We start from the raw sequence: 13857 nt of genomic DNA, 5'->3' as shown, positions 1-13857 counted from the left end.
TTGACCTTCGCAAAGAGACACGTCATGGCATCAGGAGAACACCAGTACCGCGTTCGCATCGAGTGGATCGGCAATCAGGGCACCGGCACATCGGGCTACCGCGAGTACGGTCGCAATCATGTGATCGACGCCGACGGCAAGCCCGAGATTCCGGGCTCTGCCGACCCAGCCTTCCGGGGTGACGCCGCGCGCTGGAACCCCGAGGAATTGCTGGTGGCTTCGGCAAGCGCCTGCCACAAACTCTGGTATTTGCACCTCTGTTCCGACGCGGGTATCCGTGTCGAGCAATATCGCGACGATGCCCTCGGCACGATGATCGATACGCCGCAAGAGGGTCGCTTCACGCGAATCCTGCTGCGCCCGCACGTGACCTTACGCGCGGGCAGCGACGCTAAGCTTGCGGCCGAGCTGCACCACGAAGCCCACGCCAAATGCTACGTCGCCAATTCCGTCAACTTCCCCATCGACTGCGAACCGCAAATCGACGTGTTGCCTGACTGACGCAAGCCTATCCAGCGAGTGGCGTCACGTGCCACTCGCAGCCAGGCTCTTGGCCAGTTCGGCGTCGTGCGCGTGTCCGCGCTTGACCGAGTCGCGAGCGCGAAAGCGTTCCACATATGCCGCAATGGCGGGGCTGGCTGGCACCATCTTGAACTGCGTGAGAAAGTGCAAGGCGTTGCCCCACAGCGCATCGGCGGCAGTGAACGACTCGCCCAGCCACCATGGGCCGGGGTTCTGCGTCAGGTGTCGCTCGATCGTCCACATCACTTCGTCGTAATCGCCGTAGGGCGAGCGAGAGTGCTCCATCACCGGACGCGCCAGCGCCTTGTCGGTCACCGCAGGTTCGACACACGAACCGTAGAACACCATCCATCGCAAGTACGCGCCACGGCGCGGGTCCCCCGGCGGCGGCGACAGCCCCTTCTCCGGATACAACTCCGCGACGTACATGTACACCGCCGCCTGTTCCGTGACCACGGCATCGCCGTGGCGGATGGCCGGCACCTTGCCCATCGGGTTGATATCGAGAAAGTCGGCGCTGCGTTGTTCGCCGGTGGCGAAGCGCAGCAGATGCAGGTCGTAGTCAGCCTGCAATTCGTCGAGTAGCACCAACACGCCGGTCGAGCGCGTGTTGGGTGCGTGAAAAAACGTGATTCGCCGGTCGGTCGTCATGTTCGTCTGCCTCCAGAGGTGAACACAGGTTACGGCTATCAAAACATGGTACTGCGCCAAAAACTGTCAGCACGACATTCGCGCCCCCTCGTTCGACGCGACCGGCCCGGGTCAGACGCGTGCGAGATGTGCGTCGATAAGCGGTGCCACGTCGGCTGCATGCGCGTAGGCGAGATCGTGCGCCCCGCCGTCCACTACATGGAGGCGCGCATCGGGCAGCAGGGTGTGCAAACGCTCACCGACGGCAACCGGGCTGAGCGGGTCGGCGTCTCCCCAGAGCAGTAGCGTGGGTTGTGTGATTCGCGAGATATCGGGCGAAAGGTCAGCGTGGTAGGTCAGAAACCAATCGGGCAACGTGGGGTTCGCGTCGGCAAACCCGTCGCGCCAGTCCTTCGCGCCGAGGTCATGCATATCGACGCCGCCGGAGGTGACCGACAGCACAAGGTGCGTGACCATTTCCGGACGTGCGAGGGCGGCGCGAATGGCGAGAATGCCGCCCATCGATTGCGCGATGATGGCCGTCGGTTGATCGAGGTGCGCGACGACACGTTGCGTCAGCGCATCGATATCGTTCACGGCGGGGTCGGCCGGGGTGGCGCCAAAGCCGGGATAGCCGAGCACGACACGGGTTGCCGGATGCGAGAGTTGGTCGGCCACCGGTTGCCAGAAGGCGGTGTTGCCCGAGGCACCGGGCAGGAAAAGCAATTGAGACGGCGTGGGCACGCGTAAAGCTCCAAGGGGTTACGAGAAACGAAGCACCGGTAAGCCTTGAAGAAACCTGATGGTTTCGTGAGAGGTACCGGAAAGGAAGAGAGGATAGACCGAAGCGGTCAGAAGAGCGAAGCCGCTTCATCGGGTGGGAGTTGCGTCGGCGCAGTAGTTCGCGCGATAGCGCTATCGCCGAGCAGATTCATGAGCGCCAGCGCGTTGCGTTGCCCCTGATCTTCATAGTTGTTGTTGAACACCACGTACACGTGGGCAACTTCCTTCGCGATGATGCGAATCGGGTCGATGAGCGCGGCGAGTTCCGCTTCGCGATAGTCGTAATTGAAGCGATCCGAAGCGGCCGTGCTGTCGCGTACGTTCCAAGTTTCGTGATTGCGCCCGTGCAGACGCAGGACGGCGGCGCGTGGCGAGGTGGCCGCCCAGACCGTCGGAATGCTGTTCGTGAAGCCTTGAGGTTCGTCGACGATGGTGTTGACCCAGCCCAGTTCGCGCAGCCATGCGAGTGTGGCGTCGCGATGCGCGTCGTCAAACCAGTGATGGTGGCGAAACTCGGCAGCGACGCCGTAGCCTGCCATGCGCTCGGCACACATTTCGATGTGCGCACGACTCGCTTTGTCGCCCGTGAGCCAAGGCGGAAATTGGAAGTGGACCAGACCGAGTTTGTTCGCCCTCGCGAGCGGTGCGAGCGCTTCAAGATAGCGCCGCCAGATTTCATCTTGTAGAGCCGCGGGCACATCCTTGTAGTAGACATTCGCGCGCGGACCGGGTGGCAGCGCCGCCTGCAAGTCCTTGGGAAAGGCGACACGTGGCGTCTGGTGCCCCGTGAGCAGACGGAATGCCTTGATGTTGAAGACGAACGACGGCGGGGTGCGTTCCGCCCAAAGCTGCGCATTGGATCCCGACGGCATCGCGTAATAGCTGCTGTCGACTTCGACCATCGGAAAGCGGCTCGCGTAGTAGCGCAGACGCGCTTCGGCCGACGCATGTCCCGGTGGATAAAACCGCTTGCATGCGATGAGCGACTTATCCGTCCACGATGCCGTGCCCACGTATACGTTGCCGCTCATACGCCCTCCTCACGCTTCAAAAACGCTCGCTCGCCTTCTGCGCATTGTGCGCGTCTGCTGCACCTCTGCCACGCGCATTGCCTCATCGTCGCAATGCCGACCGGGTGTCGCGTTTTGTATTGATACAGAACGCGCTGCCACCCCACCTCGTGGGGACCGGACTGGGACGATGCCATTGCATACTAGCTTCACATCTGATCCGGCACGAGCTCCCCGCACCGTGCCGTTTGTCGGCCCGCAGCTCACCCTGCGGGCCGTTTTTTCAGATGGCGGGGCATGGCCCCGTTTGACTCCCGCCATACCCGCTATACCCGCTATTGCAAGCGTCGCCGCCGCGCGAGCCGCGCTATCATGACCCGCTCTACCGAAGCCAAGCTTGTCGAGTGCCCGCCATGACCGAAATGACCGAACGCCTGCCCGTCGAATTGCCTAAAGCTTACCGGCTGCTCAACCACGGCCCGACCGTGCTCGTCGGCAGCGCCCATGCCGGGCGTCGCAACGTCATGGCGGCGGCGTGGAACATGCCGCTCGACTTCTCGCCGCCCAAAGTCGCCGTGGTCATCGACCGCAATACGCTGACCCGCGAACTGGTCGAAGCCTCGGGCGAGTTTTCATTGAACGTGCCGGCGCGCATCATCGCCCGCGAAACATTGGCCGTCGGCAGCGTCTCTGGCCGCGACACCGATAAGTTCACCGACGGCACCGGCGTCCATGCGTTCGAAGGCAGTCACATTCAGGCACCGCTCATCGGGGGGTGCGTCGCCTGGCTGGAATGCCGCGTCATCCCCGAGCCGCACAATCAGGATCGCTACGATCTCTTTCTCGGCGAGGTCGTTGCGGCCTGGGCCGATCCGCGCGCGTTTCGCGATGGGCACTGGCAGTTCGCGCCCGGCGTGTCGCGCAGTATTCACTATATCGCCGGCGGCAACTTCTTCGAGACCGGTGAAGCCTTCGAAGTCAAATCATGACCCACAGCGCTCCGACACCGGTGCTCGGCGACAACACACGTGCCGCCCATGAACTCTGGCACGGCGAGTTGCTGTCGCCCCCTAATTTGCCAAGCGACGACATGCGCGGCAGAATGGGCGCCACACCCTTCGCGCAGTCGCCGTCGTCAATGCTGCCCGTGACGGAGCTGCTGTCATCCACTCGCTACGCCATACCTGCCCGTCGCGATATGACCACACCCGGAGCGCATTCACCGCAGCCGCTACCGCTAACGCAAGATTCTCTGCATAGCCTGCTGCCCACGTCATTCGCCGCCAACCGCGGCGCGACCATCGACGAAGCGGCACGTCTGGCGGCCCTGCGCCGCTATGACATCCTCGATTCTTCCCCGGAACCCGCGTTCGATCGCATCGTGCGAATCGCCTCGTACGTGCTCGGCACGCCGATCTCGCTCGTGTCGCTCATTGACGAGTCGCGTCAGTGGTTCAAGGCCAAACAAGGTATCGACGCCACTCAGACGCCCCGCTCGATGGCGTTCTGCGCACACGCCATCCTGAGCGACGACGTGCTCGTGGTGCCCGACGCCCACGCCGACCGGCGCTTCGCCGATAACCCGCTCGTCACTGGCGATCCGCACATTCGCTTCTACGCCGGCGCCCCACTGCGCACGCCCGAAGGTCACCGGCTCGGCACCCTCTGCGTGATCGACCGCCGCCCCCGCACGCTCGACGCCGAAATGCGCGGCCTGCTCGCCGACCTGTCTGCGCTGGTGGTCGACGAACTCGAACTGCGCCGCGTCAATCAGGTACTCGGCGACATGGCCATGCGCGACGGCCTGACCGGTGCGCTCAACCGGCGTGCGTTTCTCATGCAGGCCGAACAAGCGTTTGCCACCGCCCGCGCCCAGCGCCGCCGGCTCGCCGTGCTGATGATCGACATCGATCACTTCAAGGCCATCAATGACAGTTGGGGCCATGCGATTGGCGATCGCGTCATCGTCGAATTGACGCTGGTGGCGCGCGCCACGCTGCGCAAAGGCACCGTCATGGGACGGCTCGGCGGGGAAGAATTCGCCGTGCTGCTGCCCGAAGCCGATGCGCATCGCGCTGTGCAGGCCGCCGACCGTCTGCTTTCTGCCATCAGTAACACCAGCGTGCCGGGCGCCACCGGCCCCGTGCGCTTTACCGCGAGCATCGGCGTGGGGAGTCTTGCCCCCGACGACGCCGATTTCGGTGCGGTGCTGCAACGCGCCGACCGCGCGATGTACGCCGCCAAGCAAGCCGGCCGCAATCGGGTCGCCATTGTCTGAATGCCGGCGGCGCGTGGCGGAGTGTTTCGCCCGCCGCGCCGCTCTGCGTTTTCGCTTCCCACTTTGACCAGCACCAACCAACCGACACCATGGGCAAAAGCCGACTGGAAGCCTTTAGCGATGGCGTGATCGCCATCATCATCACCATCATGGTGCTCGAGATGAAAGCGCCGCACGGCACTGATCTCGACGAGTTGCTGCCAGTACTGCCGACCTTTCTGACGTACATCATGAGTTATATCTACGTCGGCATTTACTGGAACAATCACCATCACCTGTTTCATGTGGTGCAGCGCGTCTCGGGCGGTGTGCTGTGGGCCAACCTGCACTTGCTGTTCTGGCTGTCGTTGATTCCGTTCGTCACCCACTGGCTGGGTGAGAACCACCTCACCGCGTGGCCGACAGCGCTCTACGGCGTCGTGCTCTTCATGGCCGCCGTGGCGTACTACATTCTCACGCGCGCCCTGCTGGCCGTGCACGGTGAAGGCGCCAACCTCAAGCTGGCTGCCGCCATCGGCCGGGACGCCAAGGGCAAGCTCTCCGTGCTCGGCTATGCGCTGGCCATCGGCCTCGCGTTCGTGGCGCCGGCCGTGTCGCTCGGCCTGTACGCGCTGGTCGCCATCGTCTGGCTCATTCCGGACCGCCGCATCGAGCATGTGATCGAGAGCTGACAAGCCGATGAGCCGATAAGCCGATAAGCCGGCAACTCGAAATTTTCGACAGTCGACGCGCATCGGGTTTTTACGTAGTATCCGGTCCATCATGCAAAACGTTACTTTTGAACTCACTGGCGAATTCATCGCCCTGAACGACTTGCTCAAAGTCGCCGGCGTGGCCGACTCCGGAGGCGCCGGCAAGGCGCTTGTCGCGAGTGGCCTCGTACGTGTCGACGGCAAGCCCGAATCCCGCAAGACGTGCAAAATCCGCGCCGGGCAGATCGTTTCGCTCGACGGCGTCCGGATCAAGGTGGTTGGCGCCTGAGTGGTTGCCGCTTCAGTGGCCGCCACCTCACGGGTTACCGCCTGAAATCCAGCCCTACGTCCAGCCCAAGCCGCCACGCACCCAGCCCCAGCGCGCACGCAAGCCGTGCGCTCTCCCGGTTTCTCCCATGTCGGCCTGCCCCCGCAGGCCGCTATACTTGAAAGCGTTTTTGGTGTGCCAGCCCCTGTAACACCCGACAATGTCCGCAGGTCGTCTGAGGAGGCCCTTGCGATGGCCGTGCCCGGTTCACCGTCGTCCACCGCCGGCGCAACACCGACGCCCGGGCGCGATGCGTTGCTCGCAGCGCTCGACCGCTCGCTCGGCATGCTCACCCTCACCCCCGAGGGCACGATCGTCGACGTCAACGACAAGTTGCTCGGCGTGGTCGGCTACACCCGCGACGAACTGATCGGCCAGCCGCACGCCACACTGTGCGATGCAGGCGACGCCACCTGCGGTAACGCGCTGGAGCGCGTGATCAGCACCGGCCACGCCCACACCGATCAAGTGCGCCGCCGCCGTCGCGATGGCGGCACCGTCTGGTTCGAAGCCACCTACAACCCCGTTTTCGATCGCGACGGCAAACTCGCCTTCGTGATCAAGCTTGCCGCCGACGTGACCGATCGCGTCGAGCGCGAAGCGCAGGACAACGCCCGCCTGCACCTGCTCTCGCTCGGCGTGGACGAGACCGATAACGCCGTGCTCATCACCGATGCGCAGGGCGTGGTCTGTTATGTGAACGCGGGCTTCACCCGCATGCTCGGCTACCGGGCCGACGAAGTGGTCGGCAAATCGGGGCATAGCCCGTTTGGCGACGCGCCGGTGGACGAATTCGCCAGCGGTGCGGCTGCCGTCGACGTGCAGCAGGCCCTGACGGGCTGCCTCGTATCGGCCCGCGACGGACGCAGTTGCCATTGCGAAGTGCTCGTGCGCACGGCACAGGGCCAACCGCTCTGGGCGTCGATCGTCACCAACCCGATCCTCGACGCGAATGGCAAGCTCGTGAATGCCGTGGCGCTTTTCACGGACATCACGCAGTCCAAGATTCAGGAAGTGTTGCAGCACAAGGCACTGGCCGCGATGGTGCGTGACGCACCGCTCGTGGAAGTGCTCATGCTGATTTGCCGTGAGCTGGAGCAGATTGCGCCGGAAGTCATGGCCTCGGTCGTGCGCGTGGACGCCGAAGGCCACCTGCGGCCGCAAGCCGGCCCGAGCCTGCCCGCGCAGTATCACCAGTTCATCGACGGCATTGCCATCGGCCCGAATGTGGGCACTTGCGGCACGGCTGCTTTTCAGGCGCGGCGCGTCATCGTGACCGACATCGCCCACGACCCGCGCTGGGCCGATTTCCGCGACATGGCAGCGACCTACGGGCTGGCCGCCTCGTGGGCCATGCCGATCATCGCCAACGATGGCCGGGTGCTCGGCGTGCTCGCGTTCTATTACCGCACCGCGCGCGGCCCCGACGCCTTGCACGAACGGCTGGTCGACGTGTGCGTGCACCTATGCAAACTGGCGTTCGAGCGCGACGAATCGCGCACGCGCATTCGTCAACTGGCGTTCTCGGACAGCCTCACCGGCCTGCCGAATCGCAGCATGCTCGGCGTGCTGGCCGCGCAGGCCATTGCCAGCGCGCACGAGCTGAACACGCGCATGGCGGTGATCTTCCTCGATCTGGATCGCTTCAAGCAGGTCAACGATTCGCTCGGCCATCAGGCCGGCGACGTGTTGCTGCGCACGATTGCCCAGCGCCTGCGCCGGTCGTTGCGCGGTGCTGATATCGTTGCGCGCCTCTCAGGTGACGAGTTCGTGGCCGTGCTCACCGAGTGCGATCCCGAGCGGCTCGACGCGGCCATCGAACGCATGCGCAATGCGCTCACCGCGCCCTGCCAGGTCGATGGCGTAACGCTCACCCCGTCGGGCAGCTTCGGCATCAGCCTGTATCCGAATCACGGGCAGGAGTTCGATATCCTGCTCCAGCGCGCGGACATGGCGATGTATCAGGCGAAGATGGCCAGCCCGGGCAGCGTGCGGTTCTATCACGAGGACATGAATATCCACGCGCAGGAGCGCCTTGAGCTGGAAACGGCCATGCGCGACGCGCTGCGGCGCGACACCCTGCGGCTGCATTACCAGCCGCAGATCAATCTGCTCGACGAGTCGGTGTGCGGGGTGGAAGCGCTGACCCGGTGGGTGCATCCGCAGTACGGCGACGTGTCGCCGACACGCTTTATCGCGCTGGCGGAGGAATGCGGATTGATCGGCGAACTGGGGGCGTGGACGCTACGCGAATCGTGCCGGCAACTGGCGGACTGGCGCCGTCGCGGGGTGGCGATCGGCAACATGTCGGTCAATCTGTCGCCGACCAACTTCCACGATCACGACCTGCCGCGCATGATCGCCGATACGCTGGCTGCCAATGAGCTGCCGCCGACGTGTCTTGCCATCGAAATCACCGAAAACGTGCTGATGGACCACAATCCGAGCACGCGACGCATCATCGAAGAAGTGCATGCCATGGGTGTGCGGCTGTCGATGGACGACTTCGGCACGGGCTATTCGAGTCTCGGCTATCTGCGCCGCCTGCCCGTCTCGGAACTCAAGCTCGACCGCAGCTTCGTGCACGACGTGACGCGCGACGAGACCGTGCGTGCGCTCACCAATGCCATCATCAGCATCGGCCGGAGCTTGCATCTGACGGTTGTCGCGGAAGGGGTCGAAGACGAAGCCCAGCGCGATCTGCTGATCGCACAGGGCTATCGGGTGGCACAGGGCTTTTTGTTCGCGCCTGCGCTCAGCGCGGAGGACCTTGAGCAATGGCTGGAACGCTGGGATGCCCGCCGTCGCTCGACCACGGTCACATCGACCACTGTGACGACCATCGTTCGGCCCTGAGGGCAATGCGACGCCCGGGGGCCGGAGTTGGTCAGGGGGCGAGCCCCAACTCCATCTGATGCAAGGCGGTTTCGATCGCCTGACTCTGGCGCTCATTGAGAGCCTCGGCCGCAATACTGGTGTCGTGGCGGTAAATCATCTCTCCGTAAATATCGGCCAGCACACGCGCCGACGGACACAGCGCCCAATGGCTGTCGGCCGCCTGACGACGGGTCCAGTAGTTGATCGCCTGCTCGATTTCGGCGATGGAATAGTTGGATTTCATCGGAATTTCGGTCTCGCCGTTGAATGGAATACTGTGATTATATACAGTAATCGCAAGATCAGAGAATCGCCTGAATCGCCTTTTACAGAGTCCGATTCTCAGGCCCACGTTTCGGAACTGCAACACTTGATGCGGGTTCCGGCATCGACACCTTCCGCCCGGCACTGAAAATTCCATAAAAATCATGGAATTACCACTTCCGGCACGATATTGGCTTATGGCAGACATGACGTGCCGGAATTGCATCCCCCGGCACCGACGATGTTCGTCGATCCAACGCTCGTCCCGACGGAGCCCGCCATGCCGCCGAGCCCTGCCAGACCCCGCAAGTCCCGCGCAAGCTGCGCCCAATGGATCGCCCAAGCGCCCGTGCGTATCGCGGATATCGTGGATATCGTGGGTATCGGGAACGTCGTGCCCGGGCGGCCGTCCTGGCGATTCATGGCGTTCTGTGCGCTGAGTGCCCTATCCGCGCTATGCGTCCTGCATGCGCCGCACGCCCATGCGCAGGGCATCCCGCCGGCCACCGGCGCGCCAGCCGACCCGTTCCATCAGCCCTGCGTCGAGATACGCGTGACGCCACGCGCTGACGGTCCGGTACTACCGTCGAGCCAGCCGCAGGCACCACGGATCAAGCCTATCAAGCCATTCAAGCGCTACATCGACCTCGATGACCGGTGCGCCAATCTCCCGGAGTTCGCTCCGACGCGCGACACCGACACCACCAGCGTCTGGTACGTCAGCATGCCAGTCCACGCAGCGCACGAGTCTCACGCCACGCATGCCGTGCCCGCGACATCACCCGGCGTTACCTTGCCGACTGTCGCCTCCTGAGCGTCGACGGTCGACGTTTGCTATGCTGCGGCTTTCGCGCGCGAGGCCGCCCCGGCGCCCGCGCGAGTCACCGCATTCTCCGGAGCCTCGATGCCCAACGAAACGCCAGACACGCCCCGTCAGACCCAACGCCCTGCGGCAGCCACCGCTTCGAGCGTCAAGCCACCGCCGCCCGGCGCCACGCCGCTGGCCTGGATCGGCCTGCTGGCCGCGGCCGCCTGGGTGCTGAAGAACCCCAATCCGACGTGGGGCGTCGGCGTGCTGTGCCTCTGTGCCGGCCTGATCTCGTCGTTCGGCGCACGCCGCAAGGGCCGCGCCCCGTGGCCTGCCTTTTTCACGGGTCTGTTGCCGGTCGGTGTCGCGCTGTTTTTCGCGCTGCTCATGCTGCGCCCGCTCTTCCGTTGATCGACTGACACGGGTAAACGTGCTGGCGAATATCGAAAAGTTACCCACAGCTTCTGTGGATAACCCACTGGATAACCCGGCACCACCCACTGAAAAGCCCCGCCGTTCCACGCTGTCAAGAGGATTGCCCGTTTCGGCGTCAGCCTTGAGCAAATTTTTTGCGCTTGACGATTTGCCCCGCATCTGGGCGTCGATGTCATGGCTTTGACATGCATTAAGTTGCTGCTGAAAACCCTGCGCCACCCCTTGTTTTACCCATCATGGGAGGGTTCGCAGCGCCCGTGAATCGGCCTATGATGGAGTCAAGCCGCCGCACTTCGCGCTACATTCGCGGCGCGTTGGCGGCGTGGCTCTTCAGTGACTTCCGGGAGAACGTCTGGTATGACCCAATCCGACAAGCCGTCTGCTGCACCGTCGTCCGCTTCACCATCGTCCCCGGCTACGGCCAATACCGACAGCAATATCAACGAGGCCGAACGCGTCCATCTGGACGAATTGCTCGCGCACCACTCGGTGACCGAAACGGTCGACCGTGCCTCCGTCATCGATCTCATCAAAGAACTGCGCTCCCCCGACGTAAAAACGCCCGAAGACCGGCAACGGGTCGTCGAGCGAAGCCGGTTGTGGCGGGAAGTGTCGAACCGGGATACCGCCATGTCGCTGCTCAATTCACTCGCGCAGATGGCCCCGATTCTGCTCAATTCGATCCACTGGTAAATTCTGGCCGTAACCCGTCGCGTCGCCGATAGCGCGAACGACAACGCCCGCCGTATCCTCGCGCGCGGGCGTTTTTGCATTTGATCTGGATTAACTTTCCCGCCGGCGGGTATCGGGTGAACAGGAATTCGGCGAGCACGTGTTTTACAATGCGGGTCGCGCCAGTTTCCCTGACGCTTTCCCGCAGCTCTCCCGTTACCCGAACGTCATGACCACCACGCTGGATACCCCGACCGAATTCAAGAGCTGGATCTGCCTGATCTGCGGCTGGATTTACAACGAAGCCGAAGGCGCACCGGATGACGGCCTCGCCCCCGGTACGCGCTGGGCCGATGTGCCCGCCGACTGGCGCTGCCCGGAATGCGACGTCTCGAAGGAAGACTTCGCCCTCTCGGAGTTCTGAGCGGGTCAGGTGAATGTCGGCCGCGTGCCGTTAGCGACGTAGCGGCGCGGCGGCATAGCGGTCCCGCTTGATACCTCGTCGAGCGGTCCGCTTAGGCGCGCTTTAATGGTGCCAGCCCCAGCCGCCACGGCCGCCCCAGCCTCGGCCACGCCAACCGCGGTAGTAACCACCGCCGTAGTAACCGCCGACGCCGACGGTCACGACCGGCGCAGGTGCGACGGCGTATCCCGGCGCGTAGCCGTAGTAGTTGTAGTAGTCGGAACCGTAGGCCGTGCCGTACGCCGGGCCGCCATAAGGCACAGCGACACACCCCGCCATGAGCGTCGCGATTGCCGCGCCGCCAGCCAGCATGAGTAAGCGTTTCACGATGATGTCTCCCGCATGAGTCACTCGGGTCACACCGCCGAAATGCGGTGCGACGCTTACTCGTTAGACATGCGGGTTCCCGCAAGATGCACGATGCGTGCACCCTCTTTGGTTACCAAACGTGACATTGGTAACGGCGCCGGAATATGTCGAACAGCGCGAATACGGCGACCGACTCAGAACACCCAGCACCGATCGCGTCCGGCGCGCTTGGCCCGATAGAGCGCCATATCGGCGCGCTCGACCATGTTCATCGGTGAATCTTCATCCTGCCATTCGGTGATACCGAAGCTCGCCGAGAAACGCAGCGGCGGCTCGCTGCCTTCGAGCGACTCGCGCTTGCAGCGCTCGCGGATACGGTCAGCCACACGCAGCGCATCACGCTCGCTCGCCCCGGGCAGCAGAATCGCAAACTCCTCGCCACCGATGCGCCCGATCAGGTCGTCACCGCGCAGCGTCGACGAACAGACCAGCACAAAGCGGCACAACACCTGATCGCCGATCGCGTGCCCATACGTATCGTTAATCGACTTGAAGTGGTCGAGATCGGCCACGATCAGGCTCATCGGTTCATTCTTGCGCTGCGCCGCCTCCAGCAACTGATCGAAGCGATGGAAGAAATAACGGCGCGTGAGACTGCCGGTCAGTTCGTCGTAGCTCGCCTCAAAGGCCAACTGGTTGTTCGCGGCCCGCAATTCCTCGTTCGACTGACGCGTCTGCCGGTGCAGTGTGCGCTCGCGCCAATAGATGCGCCCGGCCATCATCAGGATGATCACACCGCCCAGATACAGCAGGAAGCACAGCGCAAAATCCTTCGCGTGCTGGCGAGTCAGGCTCTCCCACGCGTCGACGTTTTCCACAGCGTAGACGGTCAGATCGTTGCTCGAACTCGCGCGCGTGGTGATGACAAACGGCTTGTGGAACTCGTCGAATTCCGACATCTGGTCGAGCAGTTCCTGCGGCACCCAAGCGTTGGCACGACCCGGTGCCCGCTTGAACGGAAAGATGGGCATCCGCGAGAAATCGTTGCGCTGGTAAAGCGCCTGCCGCTCGACCTCGGACAGCCCGCCGAGTTTGCCGTCGAGCATGAAGCGGTTTTCGAAGCGCGGGTCGTTGGCCATGATGACCACGCCGTTACCGTCGGTGATGAAGGACTCGCCGTTGGCGACCCAGTGACGCAGGCGTGCCAGCCCGATCTTGGTCATCACCACGCCGATGAGGATGCCTTCGCGATACACCGGCGCGCTGAAATAGAGGCCGGGTGCCTGATGCTCCCAACCCGCCGCGTAACTTTCGAAACGTGCGCCCAGAATGGCATTCGTGAAGTACGGCATTCCCGCCGCCGATTGCCCGACGGGCGAAGGGGTATCGCGGAAATTGCTCGCGGCCACGCAAACGCCCCGCGTGTCGATGACCCACACCCGGTCGACGCCGAAATAGCCCTGTGCGGATTGCAGGAAGTCGTTGGCCCGCGCCACGACGTCGGGTGCGCTCGCCGGCCCGTTGGCCGGGCGCAGCACGTCGCGCAACAGGTCCACTTCGGCCAGCGTCGAAGGAATCGCCCTCACCATGGACAGATCCGTGTTGATGGCGTGAATCATGCCCTCGGCCACGCGATCGGCCACAGTCTGCCCGGCCTCCACGCTCTGCGCGAGCTTATCGCCAACCAACGAGGTGGCGGTCCGGTCCGCCGCGACCCAGCAGGCGACCAGCACGCCAACCGCAACGCAGGCGGCATAAAGCCAATGCCGTATCCTCATCCGAAAAT

General features: G+C 63.7%; 16 protein-coding genes. 10 read left to right on the top strand and 6 right to left on the bottom strand.

Annotated elements, in window-relative coordinates:
* Positions 1-24: 24 nt before the first annotated feature.
* On the top strand, positions 25-501 hold the full coding sequence (locus AT302_RS09265) for an OsmC family protein (protein ID WP_058378190.1): 477 nt from the start codon (positions 25-27) through the stop codon (positions 499-501).
* Between the two features lie 24 nt (positions 502-525).
* Here the strand turns inward: AT302_RS09265 and AT302_RS09260 are convergent, their stop codons facing one another.
* From AT302_RS09260 to AT302_RS09250, 3 genes are all read right to left on the bottom strand, one after another.
* A complete protein-coding gene (locus AT302_RS09260; RefSeq protein ID WP_058378189.1) occupies positions 526-1173 on the bottom strand; it encodes a glutathione S-transferase family protein in 648 nt (215 codons plus the stop codon).
* 111 nt (positions 1174-1284) lie between these two features.
* Entirely contained in the window at positions 1285-1896 is a 612-nt protein-coding gene (locus tag AT302_RS09255) for an alpha/beta fold hydrolase (protein WP_058378188.1), read from the bottom strand.
* A 107-nt stretch (positions 1897-2003) separates the two neighbouring features.
* On the bottom strand, positions 2004-2966 hold the full coding sequence (locus AT302_RS09250; RefSeq protein WP_058378187.1) for a DUF72 domain-containing protein: 963 nt from the start codon (positions 2964-2966) through the stop codon (positions 2004-2006).
* A 401-nt stretch (positions 2967-3367) separates the two neighbouring features.
* On the opposite strand from AT302_RS09250, the gene AT302_RS09245 reads away from it, so the two are divergent.
* The 5 genes from AT302_RS09245 (at position 3368) to AT302_RS09225 (ending at position 9099) form a co-directional block, all read left to right on the top strand.
* Positions 3368-3934 (top strand): flavin reductase family protein, encoded by a 567-nt coding sequence (locus AT302_RS09245; protein WP_058380207.1) that lies wholly within the window; start codon positions 3368-3370, stop codon positions 3932-3934.
* A complete protein-coding gene (locus AT302_RS09240) occupies positions 3931-5223 on the top strand; it encodes a GGDEF domain-containing protein (protein ID WP_218918989.1) in 1293 nt (430 codons plus the stop codon). Before AT302_RS09245 ends, AT302_RS09240 begins: the two co-directional genes overlap by 4 nt.
* 89 nt (positions 5224-5312) lie before the next feature.
* Positions 5313-5894, top strand: coding sequence for a TMEM175 family protein (locus AT302_RS09235; protein WP_058378185.1), 582 nt, complete (start codon positions 5313-5315; stop codon positions 5892-5894).
* 91 nt (positions 5895-5985) lie between these two features.
* Complete coding sequence (locus AT302_RS09230; protein WP_058378184.1) at positions 5986-6204, top strand: RNA-binding S4 domain-containing protein; 219 nt, start codon at positions 5986-5988, stop codon at positions 6202-6204.
* Between the two features lie 231 nt (positions 6205-6435).
* Positions 6436-9099, top strand: a complete 2664-nt coding sequence (locus AT302_RS09225) for a sensor domain-containing protein (protein WP_058378183.1) — start codon at positions 6436-6438, stop codon at positions 9097-9099.
* 31 nt (positions 9100-9130) lie between these two features.
* Here the strand turns inward: AT302_RS09225 and AT302_RS09220 are convergent, their stop codons facing one another.
* Positions 9131-9364 (bottom strand): DUF3717 domain-containing protein, encoded by a 234-nt coding sequence (locus AT302_RS09220; protein WP_058378182.1) that lies wholly within the window; start codon positions 9362-9364, stop codon positions 9131-9133.
* Positions 9365-9664: 300 nt separating this feature from the next.
* Between AT302_RS09220 and AT302_RS09215 the strand changes: the two genes are divergently transcribed.
* The 4 genes from AT302_RS09215 (at position 9665) to AT302_RS09200 (ending at position 11723) form a co-directional block, all read left to right on the top strand.
* Positions 9665-10198 carry a hypothetical protein gene (locus tag AT302_RS09215; RefSeq protein ID WP_157125735.1) on the top strand — a complete coding sequence of 178 codons (534 nt, stop codon included), beginning with the start codon at positions 9665-9667 and terminating at the stop codon, positions 10196-10198.
* Between the two features lie 90 nt (positions 10199-10288).
* Positions 10289-10603, top strand: coding sequence for a hypothetical protein (locus tag AT302_RS09210; protein ID WP_058378180.1), 315 nt, complete (start codon positions 10289-10291; stop codon positions 10601-10603).
* Positions 10604-10984: 381 nt separating this feature from the next.
* Complete coding sequence (locus AT302_RS09205) at positions 10985-11320, top strand: hypothetical protein (protein ID WP_058378179.1); 336 nt, start codon at positions 10985-10987, stop codon at positions 11318-11320.
* 208 nt (positions 11321-11528) lie between these two features.
* Positions 11529-11723 carry a rubredoxin gene (locus tag AT302_RS09200; RefSeq protein WP_039397716.1) on the top strand — a complete coding sequence of 65 codons (195 nt, stop codon included), beginning with the start codon at positions 11529-11531 and terminating at the stop codon, positions 11721-11723.
* Positions 11724-11825: 102 nt separating this feature from the next.
* Here AT302_RS09200 and AT302_RS09195 read toward each other — a convergent pair whose 3' ends face one another.
* Together AT302_RS09195 and AT302_RS09190 are read right to left on the bottom strand one after the other, a co-directional pair.
* Entirely contained in the window at positions 11826-12089 is a 264-nt protein-coding gene (locus AT302_RS09195) for a hypothetical protein (protein ID WP_174554605.1), read from the bottom strand.
* A gap of 176 nt (positions 12090-12265) precedes the next feature.
* On the bottom strand, positions 12266-13849 hold the full coding sequence (locus AT302_RS09190; RefSeq protein ID WP_084656117.1) for a sensor domain-containing diguanylate cyclase: 1584 nt from the start codon (positions 13847-13849) through the stop codon (positions 12266-12268).
* Positions 13850-13857 lie beyond the last annotated feature (8 nt).

It is taken from the genome of Pandoraea norimbergensis (assembly GCF_001465545.3).
Classification (GTDB): domain Bacteria; phylum Pseudomonadota; class Gammaproteobacteria; order Burkholderiales; family Burkholderiaceae; genus Pandoraea; species Pandoraea norimbergensis.
Note: the sequence above shows the minus strand (reverse complement) of the source record. Positions and strands in the feature narration are given on the sequence as shown.

Excerpts from the sequence above, each read along its gene's own strand:
- AT302_RS09265 (WP_058378190.1), top strand. The coding sequence starts at position 25 with ATGGCATCAGGAGAACACCAGTACCGCGTTCGCATCGAGTGGATCGGC.
- AT302_RS09260 (WP_058378189.1), bottom strand. The coding sequence starts at position 1,173 with ATGACGACCGACCGGCGAATCACGTTTTTTCACGCACCCAACACGCGC.
- AT302_RS09250 (WP_058378187.1), bottom strand. The coding sequence starts at position 2,966 with ATGAGCGGCAACGTATACGTGGGCACGGCATCGTGGACGGATAAGTCG.
- AT302_RS09245 (WP_058380207.1), top strand. The coding sequence starts at position 3,368 with ATGACCGAACGCCTGCCCGTCGAATTGCCTAAAGCTTACCGGCTGCTC.
- AT302_RS09240 (WP_218918989.1), top strand. The coding sequence starts at position 3,931 with ATGACCCACAGCGCTCCGACACCGGTGCTCGGCGACAACACACGTGCC.
- AT302_RS09235 (WP_058378185.1), top strand. The coding sequence starts at position 5,313 with ATGGGCAAAAGCCGACTGGAAGCCTTTAGCGATGGCGTGATCGCCATC.
- AT302_RS09230 (WP_058378184.1), top strand. The coding sequence starts at position 5,986 with ATGCAAAACGTTACTTTTGAACTCACTGGCGAATTCATCGCCCTGAAC.
- AT302_RS09225 (WP_058378183.1), top strand. The coding sequence starts at position 6,436 with ATGGCCGTGCCCGGTTCACCGTCGTCCACCGCCGGCGCAACACCGACG.
- AT302_RS09220 (WP_058378182.1), bottom strand. The coding sequence starts at position 9,364 with ATGAAATCCAACTATTCCATCGCCGAAATCGAGCAGGCGATCAACTAC.
- AT302_RS09215 (WP_157125735.1), top strand. The coding sequence starts at position 9,665 with ATGCCGCCGAGCCCTGCCAGACCCCGCAAGTCCCGCGCAAGCTGCGCC.
- AT302_RS09210 (WP_058378180.1), top strand. The coding sequence starts at position 10,289 with ATGCCCAACGAAACGCCAGACACGCCCCGTCAGACCCAACGCCCTGCG.
- AT302_RS09205 (WP_058378179.1), top strand. The coding sequence starts at position 10,985 with ATGACCCAATCCGACAAGCCGTCTGCTGCACCGTCGTCCGCTTCACCA.
- AT302_RS09200 (WP_039397716.1), top strand. The coding sequence starts at position 11,529 with ATGACCACCACGCTGGATACCCCGACCGAATTCAAGAGCTGGATCTGC.
- AT302_RS09190 (WP_084656117.1), bottom strand. The coding sequence starts at position 13,849 with ATGAGGATACGGCATTGGCTTTATGCCGCCTGCGTTGCGGTTGGCGTG.